The sequence below is a fragment of the Kothea flammea genome (assembly GCF_052161645.1).
Classification (GTDB): Bacteria; Planctomycetota; Planctomycetia; order Pirellulales; family Pirellulaceae; genus Laterigemmans.
Genome location: NZ_CP197414.1, coordinates 1 through 18,913, shown reverse-complemented (window position 1 = coordinate 18,913; position 18,913 = coordinate 1). Strand labels below are relative to the sequence as shown.

Sequence of the window (18,913 nt, the reverse complement as noted above, 5' to 3'; positions counted from 1 at the left end):
ATCGCATGCCCTCCCGCTACATCATGCTCACATGGATCATGCTTGCATTGACATCGAGCCTCATAGGGAGCGATGTCGATCGAGTTGTCGGCCGAAATCCACAAGGTAGTTTAAGGCTTAAAAAGGACGCCTACCTAACTGGTGCGCTAGTTAGTAGTGAATCGCTGGGGATGATTCGTTGGCAGCATCCGCAGTTTGTCGAACCTTTTGAATTTCCTCTGCAAACCATTTCCGCAATTAACTTTCCCGTTCAACAAGCGGGCGAAGAAGCGGCGGGGGAATTTGGCTTTGAATTAATCAGCGGTACGCGTTTGTTCGGTACGATCGAGGCTTTTGAGGAACCCTGGTTGGTAATCCAGTCACCAACTTTTGGCGAACTACGGCTGGAACTAAGCTCGATAAGACGAATCTTCCGCTGGAATGATGGCAGAGCCTGTTTGTTTCATGGTCCCGGTTCGCTGCAAGAATGGACGATTACCAACAGACAAAAGATTTTGGAAGTAGACGATTTAGAATCCTGGAACGATGTTGGTTTTCAATTAGAAGCCAACGGACTCACCGATCCCATCTTTCGTGACATCGGTCTACAACAACGTTCTACGATTGAGCTTGAACTAGCTTGGGAAAGCGCCCCAAATTTTATCCTTGCCTTGGCCACTGACGGATCTCAAGAATCCTACCAAACAGCTTTCCGTATCGAAATCTGGAATAGTGCCGTCGTGCTGGTTCGCGAACTCCAAGAACGTGCGATGGTAAATGTCTTGGCTCAAGTCGAGGCAATGAATGGTCAACTTCATTTAACGATTGACCTTGACCAGACGAACGACCAAATAGTCATCTATAACGAAAGCGGAACAAAACTAACGACGATGCAATTGGGCCCGGGTACGGACAAACCATTCACAGGCGTGCAAGTTCAAAATATTAATGGACATCTGCGTCTGGAGCGGATCGACGTGCTTACGGGTGCTGTCGTGGCCATCGAAGCAGATACCGATTCAGCAGATCAATTTTTAACCTCCACAAAGCAAACCATATCTGGACGTTGGGTCGGATACCAAGCTGGCATGTTGCAGATCCAACAGGGGGAGACGGTTGAATCAATAGCTACTGAACAACTCGACTTAGCCATGTTTACTCACCCTGCCCCTTCCGAACCGGCAAACCAACTTCCAGAGGAGGGGCGTGAAGAACTGGACCAGCGGCAGCTTCTGCTAGTAAAAGGCGGAATTCGATTTTCTGGGCAATTTCAACGCGTCCTAGATAATCAAGTCGAATTTGCAACCGAGCATTTAAGGGATTCCATACTAGTGCCATTGACCGATCTGAGCGGTCTGCGAAGAGTCACCAAGTCAAATCAAAAATCCGGTTTCGCCTCCGGACGTTTTGGCACGCTAGTGATGAATGAAACGAACATCAGCGGAATCCTTATGGATTCAACCACCTCCGAGGGAAGGTCGTGTCTCTATTTTGCGCCCAAATGGTCAACGGTGGCCGCCCACCTAAAGCCCACCGCTAGCGGTCAAATCATTTACCATGATTCTACGGAGAAAAGGGTGAGACAGACAGTCGCACCAGCACGGGCTCGCAGGGGCAATCTGCTTGGCGCGATGGTTCAAGCTTTCGCCACTGGTAAAGTCGAAGACCGAGAGGTCATACGCCTGATTCATCTTCGCACGGGCGATTCCATCCCAGCCAGCGTCAAAGCAATTGATGAACAAGGCATCTTGATCGACTCAGTCGTAACCGGCGAAAGAATGATTCCTCACTCTCAAATGAAAGCAGCTGAGTTGAGGAGAGTGATCGACGAAGCAACGCTGGAAGATGCCGAACGCCAACGCCTGCTGACCGTGCCAAGAATGCGAAAAAACGCTCCGCCTAGCCATCTGTTGATGTCGGTCGATGGAGATTTTCTACGAGGAAACTTGCTGAAACTAGATCAAGAAGAAACATCTCTCGAAGCACAACTTAAAGAGATTACCCTGTCGACGCGTTATATTGGAAAAATTATCTGGTTTCATGCAGATGAACTGGAAGATGATGCGAAACCGACCGAACCAGCGTCAACCGCTGATAGTCAAGAAACGAATAACGCTCCGCTGCAACTGCTGGCCGTGCAACGTGATGGAATTCGCTTAACCTTCGTACCACAGGAATCTGGTGGTGGCGAGATTGTCGGCGAAAGCAAGCTACTAGGTGCTTGTTTAGTCAATTTGAAAACTGTTGATCGATTGGTTTTCGGAAGCGAAATTGGGACCACCACAGCAAACCTCCCGTTCTTCGATTGGCGCCTGCGACACGCCCAACAACCCGCTGTCTTTTCTGAAAGCGAAACGAACGGTGAGGGCGAAAGCATGGCTGGCACTAGTTCGCCACTGGTCGGTCAACCTGCCCCTGATTTCAAGCTCAAGACACTTGATGGAGACGATTTTCAGCTTTCGCAACAGCAAGGTAAAGTCGTTGTTTTAGATTTTTGGGCGACTTGGTGCGGCCCATGCCTGCAGGCTATGCCCCAGATCGATCAAGCCGTCGCTGCGTTTCCAGCCGACCAAGTCCAACTCGTGGCAGTCAACTTACAAGAATCCGCTGATCAAATTCGAGCCACACTGAAACGACTAGAACTTGAGCCAAATGTGGTGCTCGATATTGATGGAGTCGCCGCCGGCCGCTACCAGGCAAATGCGATTCCCCAAACGGTGGTTATTGATGCAAATGGGAAGATTACTCGACTGTTTGTCGGGGGTGGAGCCCAGCTTAAGAGTCAACTTTCCTCGGCAATTCAAAAGGCTCTTGACACACCGCCGTCACAATCGAGCGACGAATCCTCTTCTCAATGACGCCACCGACTGTTAGAATTTTTCTTATATATCATTGGATTTTTCCTTACATCTTTTGCTGCTATCGGCGGCTAGTGAACCGTTAACTTGTTGCATGTCTGAAATTCTTAATATTGCCGCATATCAGTTTGTGCCTCTGGATCAATTGGAGGAACGTCGCCGAGAACTGCTAAAGGAGTGTCGCGAAGAGGGCTTTCGTGGGACGATTCTACTCAGCCCAGAGGGTATGAACTTGTTTCTCGCTGGTCCGCTTGAGCCTTTGCGGGCTTGGGTTCAAAAGCTGAAGACAGATCCTTTGTTTGAGGAGCTTGCCGTCAAAGAGAGTTTCAGTGAAAAACTTCCCTTCAATCGGATGCTGGTGAAGATCAAGCGTGAAATCATCTCTTTTGGAATCGAAGGGATCGAGCCGCATCGTCAAACGTCCCCAAAGCTAGCCCCCCAAGCATTAAAGCAATGGTTAGACTCCGGTCGGGACGTGGTGCTGCTTGATGTTCGCAACGACTTTGAAGTTCAGGTTGGCACCTTCGAGACAGCGATTCCCGTCGGTGTTGATTCATTTCGACAATTTTCAGCTGCCGTGGATAACCTGCCTGAGGAGTATCGTGATCGGCCGGTTGTCATGTTTTGCACTGGCGGAATTCGTTGTGAAAAAGCCGGACCATTAATGCAACGGAAGGGTTTCAAACAAGTCTATCAGTTAGACGGAGGAATTCTAAAGTATTTCGAAGAGGTTGGCGGCAGGCACTATCGAGGTGATTGTTTTGTCTTTGATGACCGAGTCGCGGTGGGAAGCACACTAGAAGAGACTGGCTTGGCGCTGTGTTATGCTTGTCAAGCGGTACTTTCAATAGAAGAACAGCAATCACCGCTGTTCATTGAGGGAAAATCATGTCCCCGTTGCTTTCAAGATCCAGAAAAACTACGACAAGACACTATCTCTAAGCGGCATTTTGCAATCGCCAAACTGGCTGCCGACTTGCCAGGTTGCAAACCGCATGAACAACGTCGGCCGGTGAGAATCCCCGAGCGTTATGATCAGATGCCGTTGATTGAAGTGTTAACTGTGATGTTTCCTCAGATAGATCGTGAAACCTGGTTGACGACACTTTCTGAGGGAAGAATTACGGAAGGTTCACTAGCGGTTTGCGGAGGACGCATCGTGCGAACCGGAGAGCAATTTATCCACCGCGTACCGGAGTTTATCGAACCTGCTGTCAACGCGGCAATTGAAATTCTTTGGGAAGACGACGCAATCGTGGTCGTCAATAAACCATCGCCCTTGCCCATTCATCCCTCCGGGCGATTTAACCACAACACTTTGATCGGGCTGTTGAATCGGATATACCAACCTTTGGTACTTAGAGCTGCACATCGATTAGACGCCAATACCAGTGGCGTAACAGTGCTATGTCAACGCAGGAGTGTTGCCCGGCCTCTGCAACGACAATTTGAGACGCAACAAGTCGAAAAAGAGTATCTCGCATGCTGTTATGGTCACCCCGTCAAGGATACTTTCCGGTGCGAGTTGCCAATTGGAATTCGTGAAGGGGCTGGACGCATCCGAGTCAACTCCACAGATGGCGTGCCGGCAATCACGGAGTTTCAAGTGCTACAGCGCGATAGCGATGGAACTTGCCAGTTGCGGGTTAAACCAATCACTGGTCGCACCAATCAGATTCGCGTGCACCTGTGGGAGCTTGGGTATCCAATCGTCGGAGACCCGCTCTACTTACAGGACCATTGTCTAGGCGAAAACCGAGCGCTCACGATTACTGATCCGGGGATGATGCTGCACGCTCGACAAGTCTGTTTCGATCATCCCGAAACCGGCGAACGAATGTGCTTCACCGCCAATCAGCCACCTTCACCCGTGACTACGAATTGCTTACTAAATCAGTGAAAGAATACCGGGATATTTCCAAAGCTCACCATTGTTTGCCTTGATTCCACCGATGATGGGAAACACAACACCGATGACACTGAGTGCAATCAACAAAGGAAAGCCAATCAACAAAAACACTAAGAGACCAGCTATCACGCCATAAATGAACATGGAGATCAGAAAATTGGCCACCATTCTGCCATGCGCGTCAATTTCTGGTAGTTGTTCTTTCTTGATTTGCCAAATCACGATGGGCGCCACCAATCCAGCAAACGGAACCGCATAACCGGCAAGAACCGAAAGATGCAAAATCATTGCCCACAAGCGAGTTTCTTGGTCCATGTTGAACATCCTGTTTGATAGTGGTATCGAAATTTAATGGTACGACAGAATCAGTTGTTCGTTTAAGTTCGCAGGTTCTTGGCACCTCATTTTGTGCGACAGTTGAGCAGGCGTTCACACCGGCATATCTATTTCGCTGCGAACAATTCCTCTACCGCTTCACCCTTCGCGTCTTTGGTTACGTAAAACGGTCGACCCTCAATGTCAAAACCGGTTGCCGGGCTGATTCCCATTGCCGTCATGATTGTGGCATGCAAGTCAGGGATCGTAACAGGGTTTTCCACGGCGATCAACGGTCTTTCATCAGCAGTCTTACCGTAGACATAACCACGTTTCATTCCTCCGCCGAACATCACCACGCTCGTACCACCTGTAAAGTGGCGATGCAATCCGTAGTGTTTCATCTCTTGCACGACGTCGACCTTCTCAGTCGCTTGGTCAAACGCGGTCGAACCTGGGACACCCTCAATTAGAGCATCGCGGCTAAACTCCGAAGCGATCACCACCAATGTTCGATCTAACATGCCACGTTGTTCGAGATCAAGGACTAGTTGAGCGATCGGATGATCCATTTCACGGTGCATTCGCACTAGAGTTTCGTGCCCGTTGGCATGAGTATCCCAGTGGAGAAAGGGGACATACTCGGTCGTCACCTCGACGAAGCGAGCGCCCGCTTCAACGAGTCGCCGAGCCAGTAAACAACCGCGTCCAAACCGACTATTATCATAAATTTTTCGACTAGCGGTTGGTTCCAATTCTATATCGAATGCCGCTTTATCTCTCGAATTCAGTAATCGATACGCGTTATCCAGTGAACGCAACATTGATTCCTGTTGGTAATCGCTCATGTACTCACGTTGCGGACTGCTATCGACCAATTGTCGGTAGAGACGATTGCGGTTTGCGAAACGGTCGCTGCTCATGTCGCCGGGGGGCCGAACGGACTGAGCCGCTTGTTCCGGAAAAGGCAAATTCAAAGGCCCAAATTCACTTCCGAAGAACCCAGCGGTGGTAAAGGCCTTTAATTCCTCGCTCTCACCGACCCCCTCCAAACGTTGACCAATGTTTATGAAAGCTGGAATAACCGGATTACGCGGGCCCAGAACCTTCGCCATCCAAGAGCCCAGATGAGGACAGGCCACCGTTTGAGGTGGTACATAACCTGTATGCCAATGGTATTGATGCCGCGAGTGCAGAATGCTGCCAAGGTCTTCTTGCACTGCCGAGCGGATCAAGGTTGCTCGATCCATGACTTTGGCGATCTGCTCGAGGCCTTGGCAAATTTGCAAACCCTCCACGGCGGTATCGATAGCTGGAAACGTGCTCAGCATATCGGCCACTGGTAAACCGTTACGAAACGGTTCGTAGTGCTTGGGATCGAAAGTGTCAGGTGCAGCCATACCCCCTCCCATCCAAATCAAAATGCAAGCATCAGCGGTAGCGAAAGGATGTTCGATTTGTCTAGTCTCTGAGGCAGCGAGCAATCTGGGGGCCGAACACGTCAAAGCCGCGGTTGTTGCCGCTGAGAGTCGCTTGAGAAAGTCGCGACGAACCAGTTCTTTGGGTGCTTCGATATCGAATTCAAAACCGTGCATGACTTTATTCCTCGTTGAATTTATCGCTTATCGGACCAGCATAAACTCTGGCATCATAAATACAGTCCACAGCAAATCTTCAATTTCGTCTGCGGTTGGTTGTGGACTTAAAAAATTCAGAATCGCCTGCATTTCCCCTGGATTTGGAGTTCGGCAGAGCGTTGATAGAAAAATGAACCGCACAAATTCGCTTCGATCTCCTTGTGCTTGACTTGCCAACCTGCGACCCCCTTTTGCCAACGCTTCAGCAAAGGAAGCCCCGTTAGAGAGATCGATAGCTTCGAGCGTGGTCAACTCATTGGGACGCATCGAGACAATTTGCTCGCGTGAAGGACGTCCCAGCGATTTCATCAGAAAATCATTCTTTACCAACGAAGCGCGCACCATGGGTTGCGGGCCACCAGTTGCAACGGCAAACAACTTTGGCCCTTGAGCCGTCATCGTCTCCGACCAGGAGGGTACCGGGGGCACCACGGTGACCGCTTTCCAGTGTCCGTTTGATTCTCCGGCATTGCTTAGCTTGCTGAGCTGAGAATCATTGAAAACAGGTAATTGAGGATTGAATTCCCACGATTCGCTACTGGTTACGGTCAATTCAGATTGGTTCGCTAACAGAAACTTAGCAGAGAAATACAAACCCGCTGGGTTTGGACCACTTCCTTGGTTGGTGACAATCAACACAAGTGCGTTGTTACCGATTCGCAAATGGGGGCGGAATGAGTCGATTGAAACTATTTGTGGCTGAGTCCAATCATCACCCTTGCTGATTTGATCCCCATTGAGATACAGTTCATAGAGATTATCACAGGTTATTATTGCACCGCCACGAATAGCCTTGTCTTCAAGGTGGAAACTTGTTCGCAAGGCAATTTTCTCACCGCCAGGAGGAACACCACCCGCCGCAGCGGAATCTCCCCAAATCCAGTCTGCAGACTGTGTGAGTTCGAGCGATTCAATATCGTTAATCGCCAACCGTTGCACGGGGGCATCTATTTGCTTAGGTGCGGCTCCGGTGATTTTCCAAATGTTATCAAGAAATTGCTCAGCCGTAAGGCGTCGCGGCAATGGACCCCGAAACACATATTCAACCGTGGGTGGTTCCTTTAGAGATATGGTTTGTGATTGATATACTTTCGAGGTCGCGATTAACTTTAAAACGGATTTTAAATCATAACTGTGATCGGCTAACGAGACTCCTAAATAATCTAGCAAGTTCTCGTTCCAAGGTTCACTTTGCATCGCGTCGAGTGGATGAACGATCCCGCGACCCATCAATTTGTACCAAAGTCGATTGACGATAGTCCTAGTAAATCGTCCATTCTCAGGATGCGTCATCAGGGCAGCGAGTTGTTCCAGTCGCTCATTCCGCGGGGACTGAACATCAATTTGACCAAGCTCAGGAAACAACCAACTTGCCGTAGCTTGCCTTCCGATTGGCTTATCACAGCGATGGATTTCCAGGGGACGATCGGAGTAGATTGCGGCCAGACCGTATGCTTCGTCGAGTGTCCAGCGATCGATAAAACTATCGTGGCAAGAAGCACACTTTAAATTGATTCCAAGGAATGATTGAGAAATGCTCTGAGCAAACTGTATTTCATTAGTCTGCCCGGCGCTAACCTCACCCCGCCATTTAATTCCGTCAATGTAGCCTTGACTGCTCGCATCTTTGGGTGCAATTAATTCGCGAGCCATCAAATCAAAAGGTTTATTATTCAATAGTGACTCATATAACCAACCACTGATTTGGTTGCGACCGCCAGTTATGAACCCTGTACCACTGTAATCATTGCGAAATAGGTCGTTGAAGAATGATAACCAATGATCGGCATAGTCAATTTGCTCTGCTAACAGCTCATCGATAACACGCGCTCGTTTATTAGGATCAGTATCTGCGATAAAGGTTTGCAAAGTTTCAGGATCTGGAATTAATCCAACCAAATCAAGTGAAACACGGCGCAGAAATGTAGCGTCATCAATTTGTGGTGGAGGTGAAACACCATTTTCCAACCAATAAGCATCGACTATTCGATCAATGGGATGTTGACGGTCTATCGAGCCAGTCGGTAACTCAGGGCGTCTTGGTTTCAAGGGAGGCTCATAAGATGACGGAGCAAAGCTAAACCCATCATCCCATGGCAGACCCGCAGCGATCCAATCTGCTAGTAGCTGTTGCTCGACCACGGTCAAACGTGGGCGATCAGCTGGCGGCATTTGCGAGTCAGCGTCTCCAGATCTAACCAACTCCAACAGGTACGATTCGTATGGCTGCGAAATCTCGACATGACCTGAATCAATGACTAGTTCGCGGGTATTCAGAGAAAAACCACCTTTCGCCTCGCGCCCTCCATGACATGCCACGCAATGTTGCTGCAGGAGTGGTACGACATGATGAGCGAAATCAATTTCCTGCCTGTTGTTGTTTTGGCGAATAACTTCCTGCCCAACAACCGAGTGCGCTAATAGCCCGATGCAATTGACCAAAATGAACACTTCGAGAAGCGAAACTGCCGATAACCAAGTTGCAGGATGCATGTGGAGGTTTTTTTTGAACATGGAACTCAATCAACTAATAAGTGGTGTCTGACTTTCTGCGGACTCTTAATCGCGTTGATTGTTGCAGAGTGCAGGCAAATTGGTAGCGCATACTGGCATCGAATCACACCCAGGCAGCTTAAAGATGGAAGCAACAAAAATGCCTGGATAGGTGTCTTTGATTTAGAAACTCAACGATCGCGCACCAAAGAACGCCAGTTCAAAGTTTACCATACCGCAAAGTTGCCAAGAACAACTCTTTGTTTAGCCAGACATTGAAGGTTGCCAACTCCGATAGCGAGTACCCAGCATGCTGGATGTTGCCGACGAGATTGCCGCCGATGTTGGAGACACCAGTCATGAAGTAGTATCGCGTGCACTGATTACGTTTTGTGATTCTTCCAGCAGGGGGTTGAAAATGCGCTGGAATTTACTAAGGTGCGTGCGTACAGTTCCAGTTGTTTCCACTTTCTGGAGGGTTTGCCATGCCTCGCGGTGCCCGCTCCGCCGTTTATGATCCCACTCAGCACGGCGTCTACCACTGTTTCAATCGTACCACTCGCAGAAGCTATCTCCACGGCGTTGATCCGCTCACAGGAGTCGACCACTCACACCGCAGAGAATGGTTTCGCGGGCGGATGAAGTTTCTGGTCGAAAGATTCTGCTTAGATTTGCTTTCCTATGCAATAATGCCAAATCATTGGCACTGCGTGATTAGGAACCGACCTGACTTGGTCGAGCAGCTTTCGGATCGCCAGGTCGCCATCCGATGGCTGTCGATCACCTCGAGGAAACCGACTCGGGGAAACAAAGGCGGGAAAATTCGGGAGTGTGAAATCGATGCGATCCTCAGCGAGCCCGAGTATGTAAAAGCACTCAGGGTACGGCTTTCCGACATCTCTTGGTTCGTCAAGCTGATGTGTCAGACCGTAGCTCGCAAGTGCAACATTGAAGACGAGTGTACAGGTCACTTCTTCGAAGAACGTTTTAAGCTGAATGCGCTCGAAGAGCAAGAGCACGTATTGGCCTGTATGGCTTACGTTGATCTCAATCCGCTGAAAGCTCATCTTGCGGATTCGCTTGACGATCCCAGCGCAATGGTTTCGATTCGCGAGCGACTGGAGACGCTTGATGGGAGCGAAGTCGATTCGTCGGATTGGCTTTCGCCGATTGAATTGTTTGGGGAAGCGGACGGTTTGCAGGTGGCGGTCGTCAATGATTTGACGCTGGAGGAAGTGCAGGAGCGTCGTCGGCAGATGGAAAAGGACTTGGGTTGTGTGCCGATGACGTTTGCATCGTACGTGAATTTGTTGTGGCAATTGGCGATCAAGGCACGCCCCAATTTGCAAAGCCATCCAGCACTAACTGCCGAGCAGATGCGCGAGGTTTGTTGGCGGAGTGGCCAGTCGGTTGATGTGGATGGATTGCGGGAGCAGATCAAAGAATTGCGGCGGCGGAGCAACGCCGACTTGGGCGGTCACGCGTTGATAGCCAGCATGAAATTTATGGTGGGCAACACGCCGTCGCAGAAAGACCGAGCTGTCGCTGGGCCGCTAGCCCCCAAATAGTTCGGCAGTCGACCTCGGCTGACAGCAAATCGGACTGAGCATCCGGCGAAAAAAAGGAATCAGCCGTCGGTTGGGGCTGAAGGTACGCGCCGAGCAGGAAAAATTCTGCGAAAACAGCGCCCAAATGCGCACCCTAATCCAATCTGGCCCCGTCAAGGACCGCCGCCAGCCCAAAATTCCCGCCGCTGGCCAAGCGCGAGCAAAATTAGCAGGACCTGTCCCCGCGCGTTCGGTGCAGCAGCGGGACCTGTCCCCGTGCGACGTGCGACTGTGTGATGCGTGCCCGTAGGAATGCGTCGCGGAAATGTCGCGCTGGCGCGGAATCGTTTCCCCCCAAAAAAACCACTATTCGGTCGCGGCGGGAGTCTAACCCCCCCGAGCATTCGGTAAAAAAACTGAGCCGTCGGATCACCGTGAAGTTACCCGCCGAACGGCAAAAAGTTAGCGTAATCGGAATAAAATTGCCCGCCATCAACCACTCTACCCACGTTTAGGAGCGCCGCCAGCCAAAAATTCCCCCTTCCTCAGCCCCACTCAAGCCAAATTAGCGCAACCTGTTCATGAAATTAGCAGGAACTGTCCTCGCACTCTGGCGTCGCAGAAAGATCGGGCTGTCGCGGAGCCGCTGGCCCCCAAATAGCCCGGCAGTCGATTGCGGCTGACAACTAATCGCACTGAGCATCCGGCGGATAAAGATTTTAACTGTCGGTTGGGGCTGAAGGTCTGCGCCGAGCGGCAAGAATTCAGCAAAAACTGCGTAAAATGGCTCGCCACCGCCCAATCCTTCCGCGCCAAGGGTCGTCGTCAGCCCAAAATTCCCGCCGCCGGCCCCACGCGAGCAAAATTAGCGGGACCTGTCCCCGCGCGCTCGGTGCGGCAGCGGGACTTGTCCCTGAGCGGCTCCTGTGCGGTGTGCGGCTCTGTGCGGTTGTTACACAAAGACGGGCTGCTAGCGGTACCGCTCGCTCCCCATTTCGCTCGCCAGCAGATCGCGGCTGACAGCTAACTGCACCGAGTATCCAGCGGAAAAAATATCTGGCCATCGGTTGGGCCTGCCCGAGTCCTTAACCCACGAAAATATGGTCGAACTGCTCGAATATTGGATCATCGGAAAAAAATAACGCCCCTTCTCCGCTATGTCGTCACAATCTCTACCAATTTTTTTCAACACAAATCAGCAAACAACTTCAAACTTCACTGCCAACTCCCCATCAGCACCCCACGCAGCGCTTCCTAGGTCGACATGATGATCATTTTCGGCCAATAAAAGTTCCTGCAATTCTGTCACAAAACAGCAGTTGGAGCGGCAATAGATGTTGAGCGATCCAAGAGCTACTCAACAACAATCGACGTTCGCCGCTGAAGAACTCTCTACTCATCTGCAAAGGAGATACGAAATGCTTCGACGTCTTGCACTCGCTGCTATCGCGGGGATGGGATGTGGTGGTGGCCTGGTTTTCGGAGGGCGAGAACAACCCCGACGCGCTTCCGCTTCAGATACAGCCAATCCGACAAAACCGCTTGATGGAAAATGGAAAGCGATTGAACTTCATCATAATGGCCAACCCGCGCTGTAGTAGCCGGAACTTGATCTGACATATTTCACCCAGATTACGCATTTGGGCTGTAAGAGTTGGTCGAGTATTTTCTGTTCGGCCAGTTTCTTCGAGTCATTGAAAGTTTGTCTCGGAGTCTTCCCGAAACAGAATCTTCCGCAATTTGGTCTTTCTTCGTTGTAGCCCCTCATCCATTCATCGACATCCGCTTGGAGCTGCTCGATGGATTCATAGAGCGTTTTGCGAAACGCGATCTGGTAAAACTCCTGAAGCATCGTCTTGTGAAACCGTTCGCAGATACCGTTGGTTTGAGGGCTTCTAGCTTTGGTTTTGGTGTGATCGATGTTCTCGAGAGCCATGTAGAGTTGATACTCATGATGCTCTCGATTGCCACAGTATTCAGTGCCTCGATCGGTGAGTATTCGTAGCAACGAAAACCCCTCTTCTTCGAAGAACGGAACCGCTTGGTCATTAAGCATATCGGCAGCTACCAACGCATTCTTACGATCATATAGCTTCGCAAATGCGACTCGAGAATACGTATCGATAACAGTCTGCTGATAGATCCTTCCCACGCCTTTAATGGTGCCGACATAGAAAGTATCTTGCGCCACCAAATACCCGGGATGCTCCGTTTCCATTTGACCATGAGCTTCCTTTTCGAGCTTAGCTTTCTCAAGAGCAACCCCTTGTTCCTCCGTGAGCACGCCGCCATCTAGCGCGACTTTCGCTTCAATCGCTTTGAGTCGCTTCTTGAAGGTCTCAAGACCGTTTCGTAACCAGATGCTTAGTACGCCACCAGGTGACACCAAATGCGCGTGCTTTTTCAGCTCGTTGCTTACCGGAACCTGACCATGGGCGGGCTTCTCAAAAGCCATTTTGAGAACCGCCTATTCAACGGCTGGATCGAGGCGGTTCTTAACCACAGGCTTCTTCTTGGAAATCTCTTTGAGGGCCTCCTCGCCCCCTGTTTGATAGAGATCCTTAAAGCGATAAAAACTATCCCTGGAGTAACCAAAGACCTTCCAGGCCTCCGACACATTCCTTAACCTTTCGGCCAGCTTAAGCATCCCAATCTTATTCTGAATAATCTTCCGTTCGTTCGTCATTTCGACACTCCCGTCCTGCGAGATTAACCGCCGGTTGCTATCCAATGGTGAGTGTCAGATCAAGTCTAATTTTCTACAAATAAGCCGCTTTGGCGTGAACAGCTTGGCGTTCAAAACGTGATCGCCTGCACTGCTCTCCAAACATAACTTGGCGGATTACAGATGAGATGCCTTTTTATACCCCAGAACTTTTCTGACCCCCACGAGCTCGTCTGGCAGGCGAGCAATGCAGGATGACTTGTGGGGTATAAAACGACAGAATGCCTATTCTACTGGAGTGTGTTCACAATCTCACTGTCTGGGCTGCATGGATTCCAGCGATGTGTCCGGTGCTAAACGCCGCTTGAAAATTGTAACCACCAATCCAACCATCTAAGTCTAATATCTCTCCTGCGACAAATAAATTGGGCATTTTCTTGCTTTGCATCGTGCGGGGATCAATTTCCGACAGTGCCACTCCTCCCGCGGTCACCTCAGCTTTTTCAAAACCCCGCGACCCAATGACTGGTAAATCACATTGCTTAAGCATTTGTAAGATCGCTTGCCGAGCTCTACTGCTCAACTCACCTAGCGGCGTTGCCAACGTGTTGGTTGACTGACATACCGCTTCAGCCAGCCGGCGGGGAACAAGCTGAGCCAGGGTCGTCGCAACATGCTGGCTCCCTGAACTGTGACGCTGGGATGTCAACCAATTGTCTAAATTAATTGCCGAACAATCGGGTAACCAATCACATTGAAATCGCAATCGTTGCAGATCATGAGTTGCCGTCACTGTGCGACTGACATCCATCACGACCGGACCACTAAAGCCAAAGTGAGTGAATAAAAAACCAGCCGTTCGTTGACTAGTTGGCTTTTTGGTAAACACCCGCGAACCACCGTCCCGCTGTTCCGCCAACCAAACGCGGGCCGTCACAGCATCGAGCGTTAAACCACTTAACTGGTGAGTCCACTCCAGTCCACCTCTGAGGGGTACCAATGCTGGATGCGTCTCCTTGATCGAGTGACCGAACCTTTCCAACCAAGCGTAACCATCCCCCGTCGTGCCGCAGCCTGGCCAACTTTTTCCACCTACGGTGACAACCAACGCTCGGCTGCGAATAATGCCCGCCGATGTCGACACCAGCCATGTATCTGCCTCATAGCTAAGGTCTTGCACCGCGACTGGTAAACGCACGGCGGCACCGCATTGATAAGCCTGCTCCAGCAAAGCGTCGCGAACCTGCAACGCTCGATCACTAGCGGGGAATACTTTACCCGTCTCTTCGACTTTGGTGGCCACTCCTAATTGATTAAACATCGAGACCGTCTCTCGCGGTCCCAACGCGGCTAACGCTTGTCGCAGAAATCGTCCGTTCTTTCCGAATGCTTCCATGATGCCGGCAGCATCGCAATCGTGCGTGAGGTTGCATCGCGTGCCGCCAGACATCAAAATCTTAACTCCGGCTTTCCGATTTTTCTCCAACACCAAAGTCCTCGCACCACCAGCCGCCGCTCGCGCAGCAGCTAATAGTCCAGCTGCTCCAGCTCCCAACACAATGACGTCCCATTCCGCTTCCCCAGTGGTCTGAGCCACGTTTTCTCCCCACCTGATAACACGCTAAAAAAGTTCACATCATGTCGTCCGCTAATCTCACTCGTCGCCAACTATTACTGCAAAGCCTTGGCGGTGCCGCCTGCGGACTTTCGCTGGCTAGCCTCCTTCCGATAACGCCGGCCAAAGCAATCGATCCAATTCCCAGAACAGGCCGCGGACCGCTTAAACTGAGTTTAGCCGCTTATTCGTTTCGGCAACGCCTCTCCCTGCAACCCGATAAACCAGGGGCCATGGATCTGTTCGAGTTAGTGAATTTTTGTCGCCAACACCAAGTGCCCGGCATCGAGCTAACCTCTTACTACTTCCCTTCCGAATTTGATCAGTCCTATCTTCGTCGCTTAGCTCGCCATTGTCATTTACAAGGTATCACAATTTCCGGCGGGGCTATTCGCAACGACTTTTGTGTGGCACCTGCGGAACTCGACCAGCAACTTGACCATGTCAAAAAATGGGTCGATGCCTACGCCATCCTGGGTGCCCCTGTGATACGTATTTTTGCTGGCAGCCCACCAGCCGGTGTTTCGCGAGAGGAAGCCATCAATCGGTGCGTGGCGGCGTGTGAAACTGCTTGCCAGTACGCTGGGCAAAAAGGTGTGATGCTGGCGCTGGAAAATCATCATGGAATTACTGATACGGCCGATTCCATGTTACAAGTGGTACAACAAGTTGATTCACCCTGGTTCGGCGTCAACTTTGATTCTGGAAATTTCAAATCAACCGACAGTCCTTACGACGAATTAGCTCGCATCGCCCCCTACGCCGTGAATGCTCAAATCAAAGTGGAAATGTGGCAAGCGGGAAACAAGGTAGATGCTGACTTACCTCGTATTGTCGACATTCTGCGGCAAGCTAACTACGGCGGCTGGGTTGTGTTCGAGTATGAGGCGGCAGAACCAGCTGAACAGGCTGTGCCAAAACATCTCGCCGAGTTGGCCCAACTGCTTGGGTAACCTCCAGCTAAACTTCCGGACAACATCATTGGCACACTCGAAAGCGAACGTCAGAGATATTTGCCTGAGGATGATCGGCTTGCAAACGCTTGAGAAGCTTGCGTTGCTGGAAAGTTAACTCCTGCATAGTGGGCGAGTCTTTAGCGTAAATCATTAATACGCCACGCTTAACTTGCCCAACTCGAATCGCTTCCGCCACGTGACTGCTGACCACCGCCAACACCGACCCCTGCAGCTCGGAGGCGGCTTCCACCTGGGCGTAACCCCGCCGAGCCATCAACTGGTTAACAATGGAGCCCATCGAACGAGGCGCACTGGCTGAACGAGGCGGACCAAACGATCGAGAAGCCTTCTTTTTCATCGTTGCCAAATTGCTAACGGTCGCGAGCCATTGGCATGATCACATAACCATAGCCATCCTCGGTGGTCAAAAGCGCCGGGGTTTGTGATGATTCAAAGTCAAACACAAATGCCATCTCGTTATCCAACACTTTGCAAAAATCGGCAATGAAACGGTTGTCGAGGGTCAGTTTGACTTCCTCGCCATCATAGGCAATCGGCATTTCCACTTGACTTTGCCCAATCTGGGCGGTGTTTCCTTCGATCTTTAGGGTGCCATCGTGGAAAATCAAATCTACGCCACGGCTTTCCTGATCGGTAACAATTGCCGCTTGTCGTAACGCCGCAAAAAGAGGCCCCACGGTGAGGTCAACTTTGTGGCTGCTTTCGCGTTGGGGAAAGACCTGACGCCAATTTGGATAACGCCCCTCCACCAGCCTTGAATAAATCGTGCAACGAGGCGTTCGCAATAACAGGTCATTGCTGCGAGCACAAATGTCGACAGTTTCGTCTTTGTCGTTCACCGCTCGTTCCATCAGCTGGATCGCCCGGGTGGGAACAATGGTGTTGGTCCCCGTCGTGTGGTGCCCTTCCACCGATGTTCCCGTTCCTTCCATGCGAGCCAACCGACGACCATCTGTCCCCACGGCGATGACTTTTTCCGCTTCTAGTTCGAGCAGCACTCCGCCAAGGGCATAGCGACTGCTTTCCATGTCAGTGGCAAACACCGTGCGACGCACAAGCTCGCGAAACAACCGAACCGGAAGCGTGTGAAAGGCGGTTTCTTCAAAGCCCTCCACATGTGGAAACTCGTCAGGATTCGCACTCGGCAGATGAAACTTGCTGCGATCGCCCCGAATCAGAATCCCCGATTCGTCGGTTTCAAAAGTCAATCGCTCGTCGCTGCTCTCTCGCAAAATGGCTCCACTGCGACTTACCGGCAACAGGGTGGTCCCTTCCTGTTCCAAATCAATCCCGTCACTCAGCGTGATGCGGATGCCGATCTCCATGTCGGTGGCCGTCAACGTGGCCGACGAACCGGTCACCGTCAGTTTGACGTTTTGCAAAATTTCCTTGGGACTGCGATTGGAGGCGACTACGGCGGCGAGTTGAAACGCGGCAGCCATCGGTTCACGGTCGCAGGTGATTTTCATCGAAGGGAACTCGGCTGGTGAACGGTTGCAGAACGAATGAACCCGTTTTGTAACCAACGGTGGTCAGTTTGTTCCAGTCCAGGCAACCAGATTCGTTTGGCTGGCGGAAGCAAATGCAGCTACGGGGCGAAGCCCTTTCTTTTAATACGGTTTTAAATAAAACGTCGTAGTCGGAATACGTCGCTAGAAAGTGTCACAAACGTCGATCTTGCTCGCTTAACCAATTAGAGCCAAACGACTTAGGAAACAACGACAGCGGTGGATAAGCGGTTGATTTTGTGTTCATTCCAAGTTGGCAATTGTTCACAGAAAGGGCTGTTTTCAACATCCGCTGAGGACTCAAACCGATCCACGCTCGGCGCTCTTCCAACCTTGGACAGTAAATCGACAACTTGTCCACCGTGGAAAAAAAGTGCGGAATGTCCGAAATCCGAGCTAGCTGTTGGCTTGCAAAGTTTCCGTGACTTCATCGGCCGTGCGAGACAATTCCGGGTTGTCGGTTAATAGCGATTCGGTTTTCCGACAAGCGTGCAAGACCGTGGTGTGATCCCGCCCGCCGAAATAGTCGCCAATTTGCTGCAGCGATTGGCTAGTCAATTTGCGTCCCAAAAACATCGCCAAGGCTCGGGCTCGGACGACTTGCTGTCGGCGAGTGGGTCCTTTGAGGTCCGCAGTGCGAAGTTTAAAGCGGCGAGCAACCGACTGAGTGATCATGGCCATCGAGGGCTCGTCACGACTGGCCGTGGCGTCAATGGCCGACTGCATGGCGGCTAGATTCGGTTGACAACCTTCGTTGCGACACCAAATGCGAATGTGAGTCACGGCGGCAGCCAAGCGGCCAGCAGGCAGGTCCTTGGGCAACCCCGAGGCCAGCAAATCGTGCAGCTCGTCGTCGAGTTCGAGTGATTCTTGGGCGGCTAAGGCGGTAATCAACTTCCGCCGCGTTTCCTCACCCGGTAGTGCGACGGTGATCGTCAGACCGGGTAGCATGCGGCTCGATAGCAGCGGTCGAAAACCTCGAATCTCAGTCGGTAAGCGGCGGCAAGTCAGTAAAGTAATCCGCCCCGCATCAGTCCGTACCGCCAGCCGACTAGCCAGTTCCTCTTGAGCGGCTAATTTGTCCGTAATCAAATGCACATCATCGATGAGCACCAAGTCAGCTTCGTCGACCGTCTTGCGAAAGTGATCAAGATCGTCGCCGTCAACCGCTTCGGCGTAGCGGCGAGCAAAATCGACGGCCGGCAAATGGAGTATTTTTGGCTGCTCGAGATGTTCGGCTTCGGCGGCCGCTAGAGTGAGCGCGAGGGCTGTCTTTCCCGATCCGCTCGGGCCAACTAACAGCAGCGGATTGCCACGATCAACGATCGATTCGCGACTGCCGCAGACGAAAGCCGCCAACCGATTTTCAGGACCCGCCAAAAAGTTGGGCAATAGGGGATTGAGGGGCAA

Annotated in this window: 14 protein-coding genes and 1 pseudogene; 6 read left to right on the top strand and 9 right to left on the bottom strand. The window is 51.2% G+C overall.

What is annotated here, in order from left to right; all coding sequences use genetic code 11:
* The first annotated feature begins 5 nt into the window (after window positions 1-5).
* Entirely contained in the window at window positions 6-2,837 is a 2,832-nt protein-coding gene (locus tag SH139x_RS00075; protein ID WP_488353254.1) for a TlpA family protein disulfide reductase, read from the top strand.
* 94 nt (window positions 2,838-2,931) lie between these two features.
* Complete coding sequence (locus SH139x_RS00070) at window positions 2,932-4,737, top strand: sulfurtransferase (protein ID WP_488353253.1); 1,806 nt, start codon at window positions 2,932-2,934, stop codon at window positions 4,735-4,737.
* Here the strand turns inward: SH139x_RS00070 and SH139x_RS00065 are convergent.
* From SH139x_RS00065 to SH139x_RS00050, 4 genes are all read right to left on the bottom strand, one after another.
* Entirely contained in the window at window positions 4,726-5,061 is a 336-nt protein-coding gene (locus SH139x_RS00065) for a DUF4870 domain-containing protein (RefSeq protein WP_488353252.1), read from the bottom strand. The genes SH139x_RS00070 and SH139x_RS00065 overlap by 12 nt on opposite strands.
* 128 nt (window positions 5,062-5,189) lie before the next feature.
* Window positions 5,190-6,656, bottom strand: coding sequence for a DUF1501 domain-containing protein (locus SH139x_RS00060; protein ID WP_488353251.1), 1,467 nt, complete (start codon window positions 6,654-6,656; stop codon window positions 5,190-5,192).
* A gap of 27 nt (window positions 6,657-6,683) precedes the next feature.
* The gene (locus SH139x_RS00055) at window positions 6,684-9,212 is read right to left on the bottom strand and encodes a DUF1549 domain-containing protein (protein ID WP_488353250.1); all 2,529 of its coding nucleotides are present in this window, start codon (window positions 9,210-9,212) and stop codon (window positions 6,684-6,686) included.
* A gap of 199 nt (window positions 9,213-9,411) precedes the next feature.
* A complete protein-coding gene (locus SH139x_RS00050; protein ID WP_488353249.1) occupies window positions 9,412-9,552 on the bottom strand; it encodes a hypothetical protein in 141 nt (46 codons plus the stop codon).
* A 124-nt stretch (window positions 9,553-9,676) separates the two neighbouring features.
* Between SH139x_RS00050 and SH139x_RS00045 the strand changes: the two genes are divergently transcribed.
* The 3 genes from SH139x_RS00045 (at window position 9,677) to SH139x_RS00035 (ending at window position 12,336) form a co-directional block, all read left to right on the top strand.
* Window positions 9,677-10,759, top strand: a complete 1,083-nt coding sequence (locus tag SH139x_RS00045) for a transposase (protein ID WP_488353248.1) — start codon at window positions 9,677-9,679, stop codon at window positions 10,757-10,759.
* Window positions 10,760-11,411: 652 nt separating this feature from the next.
* Window positions 11,412-11,765, top strand: coding sequence for a hypothetical protein (locus SH139x_RS00040; protein ID WP_488353247.1), 354 nt, complete (start codon window positions 11,412-11,414; stop codon window positions 11,763-11,765).
* Window positions 11,766-12,156: 391 nt separating this feature from the next.
* On the top strand, window positions 12,157-12,336 hold the full coding sequence (locus SH139x_RS00035) for a hypothetical protein (RefSeq protein WP_488353246.1): 180 nt from the start codon (window positions 12,157-12,159) through the stop codon (window positions 12,334-12,336).
* Here SH139x_RS00035 and SH139x_RS00030 read toward each other — a convergent pair.
* Window positions 12,312-13,424, bottom strand: a pseudogene (locus SH139x_RS00030) (IS481 family transposase). The gene SH139x_RS00035 and the pseudogene SH139x_RS00030 sit on opposite strands and share 25 nt — an antisense overlap.
* Window positions 13,425-13,707: 283 nt before the next feature.
* Window positions 13,708-15,000, bottom strand: coding sequence for a BaiN/RdsA family NAD(P)/FAD-dependent oxidoreductase (locus SH139x_RS00025; RefSeq protein ID WP_488353245.1), 1,293 nt, complete (start codon window positions 14,998-15,000; stop codon window positions 13,708-13,710).
* Window positions 15,001-15,041: 41 nt separating this feature from the next.
* Between SH139x_RS00025 and SH139x_RS00020 the strand changes: the two genes are divergently transcribed.
* Window positions 15,042-15,971, top strand: a complete 930-nt coding sequence (locus tag SH139x_RS00020; protein WP_488353244.1) for a sugar phosphate isomerase/epimerase family protein — start codon at window positions 15,042-15,044, stop codon at window positions 15,969-15,971.
* Window positions 15,972-15,996: 25 nt separating this feature from the next.
* Here the strand turns inward: SH139x_RS00020 and SH139x_RS00015 are convergent, their stop codons facing one another.
* The 3 genes from SH139x_RS00015 to SH139x_RS00005 all read right to left on the bottom strand — a co-directional run bounded on the left by SH139x_RS00015 (window position 15,997) and on the right by SH139x_RS00005 (window position 18,913).
* The gene (locus tag SH139x_RS00015) at window positions 15,997-16,272 is read right to left on the bottom strand and encodes a DciA family protein (protein ID WP_488353243.1); all 276 of its coding nucleotides are present in this window, start codon (window positions 16,270-16,272) and stop codon (window positions 15,997-15,999) included.
* 73 nt (window positions 16,273-16,345) lie between these two features.
* Complete coding sequence (dnaN, locus tag SH139x_RS00010) at window positions 16,346-17,464, bottom strand: DNA polymerase III subunit beta (RefSeq protein WP_488353242.1); 1,119 nt, start codon at window positions 17,462-17,464, stop codon at window positions 16,346-16,348.
* 435 nt (window positions 17,465-17,899) lie between these two features.
* A complete protein-coding gene (locus SH139x_RS00005; protein ID WP_488353241.1) occupies window positions 17,900-18,913 on the bottom strand; it encodes a helix-turn-helix domain-containing protein in 1,014 nt (337 codons plus the stop codon).

Excerpts from the sequence above, each read along its gene's own strand:
- SH139x_RS00075 (WP_488353254.1), top strand. The coding sequence starts at position 6 with ATGCCCTCCCGCTACATCATGCTCACATGGATCATGCTTGCATTGACA.
- SH139x_RS00070 (WP_488353253.1), top strand. The coding sequence starts at position 2,932 with ATGTCTGAAATTCTTAATATTGCCGCATATCAGTTTGTGCCTCTGGAT.
- SH139x_RS00065 (WP_488353252.1), bottom strand. The coding sequence starts at position 5,061 with ATGGACCAAGAAACTCGCTTGTGGGCAATGATTTTGCATCTTTCGGTT.
- SH139x_RS00060 (WP_488353251.1), bottom strand. The coding sequence starts at position 6,656 with ATGCACGGTTTTGAATTCGATATCGAAGCACCCAAAGAACTGGTTCGT.
- SH139x_RS00055 (WP_488353250.1), bottom strand. The coding sequence starts at position 9,212 with ATGTTCAAAAAAAACCTCCACATGCATCCTGCAACTTGGTTATCGGCA.
- SH139x_RS00050 (WP_488353249.1), bottom strand. The coding sequence starts at position 9,552 with ATGACTGGTGTCTCCAACATCGGCGGCAATCTCGTCGGCAACATCCAG.
- SH139x_RS00045 (WP_488353248.1), top strand. The coding sequence starts at position 9,677 with ATGCCTCGCGGTGCCCGCTCCGCCGTTTATGATCCCACTCAGCACGGC.
- SH139x_RS00035 (WP_488353246.1), top strand. The coding sequence starts at position 12,157 with ATGCTTCGACGTCTTGCACTCGCTGCTATCGCGGGGATGGGATGTGGT.
- SH139x_RS00020 (WP_488353244.1), top strand. The coding sequence starts at position 15,042 with ATGTCGTCCGCTAATCTCACTCGTCGCCAACTATTACTGCAAAGCCTT.
- SH139x_RS00015 (WP_488353243.1), bottom strand. The coding sequence starts at position 16,272 with ATGGGCTCCATTGTTAACCAGTTGATGGCTCGGCGGGGTTACGCCCAG.
- dnaN (WP_488353242.1), bottom strand. The coding sequence starts at position 17,464 with ATGAAAATCACCTGCGACCGTGAACCGATGGCTGCCGCGTTTCAACTC.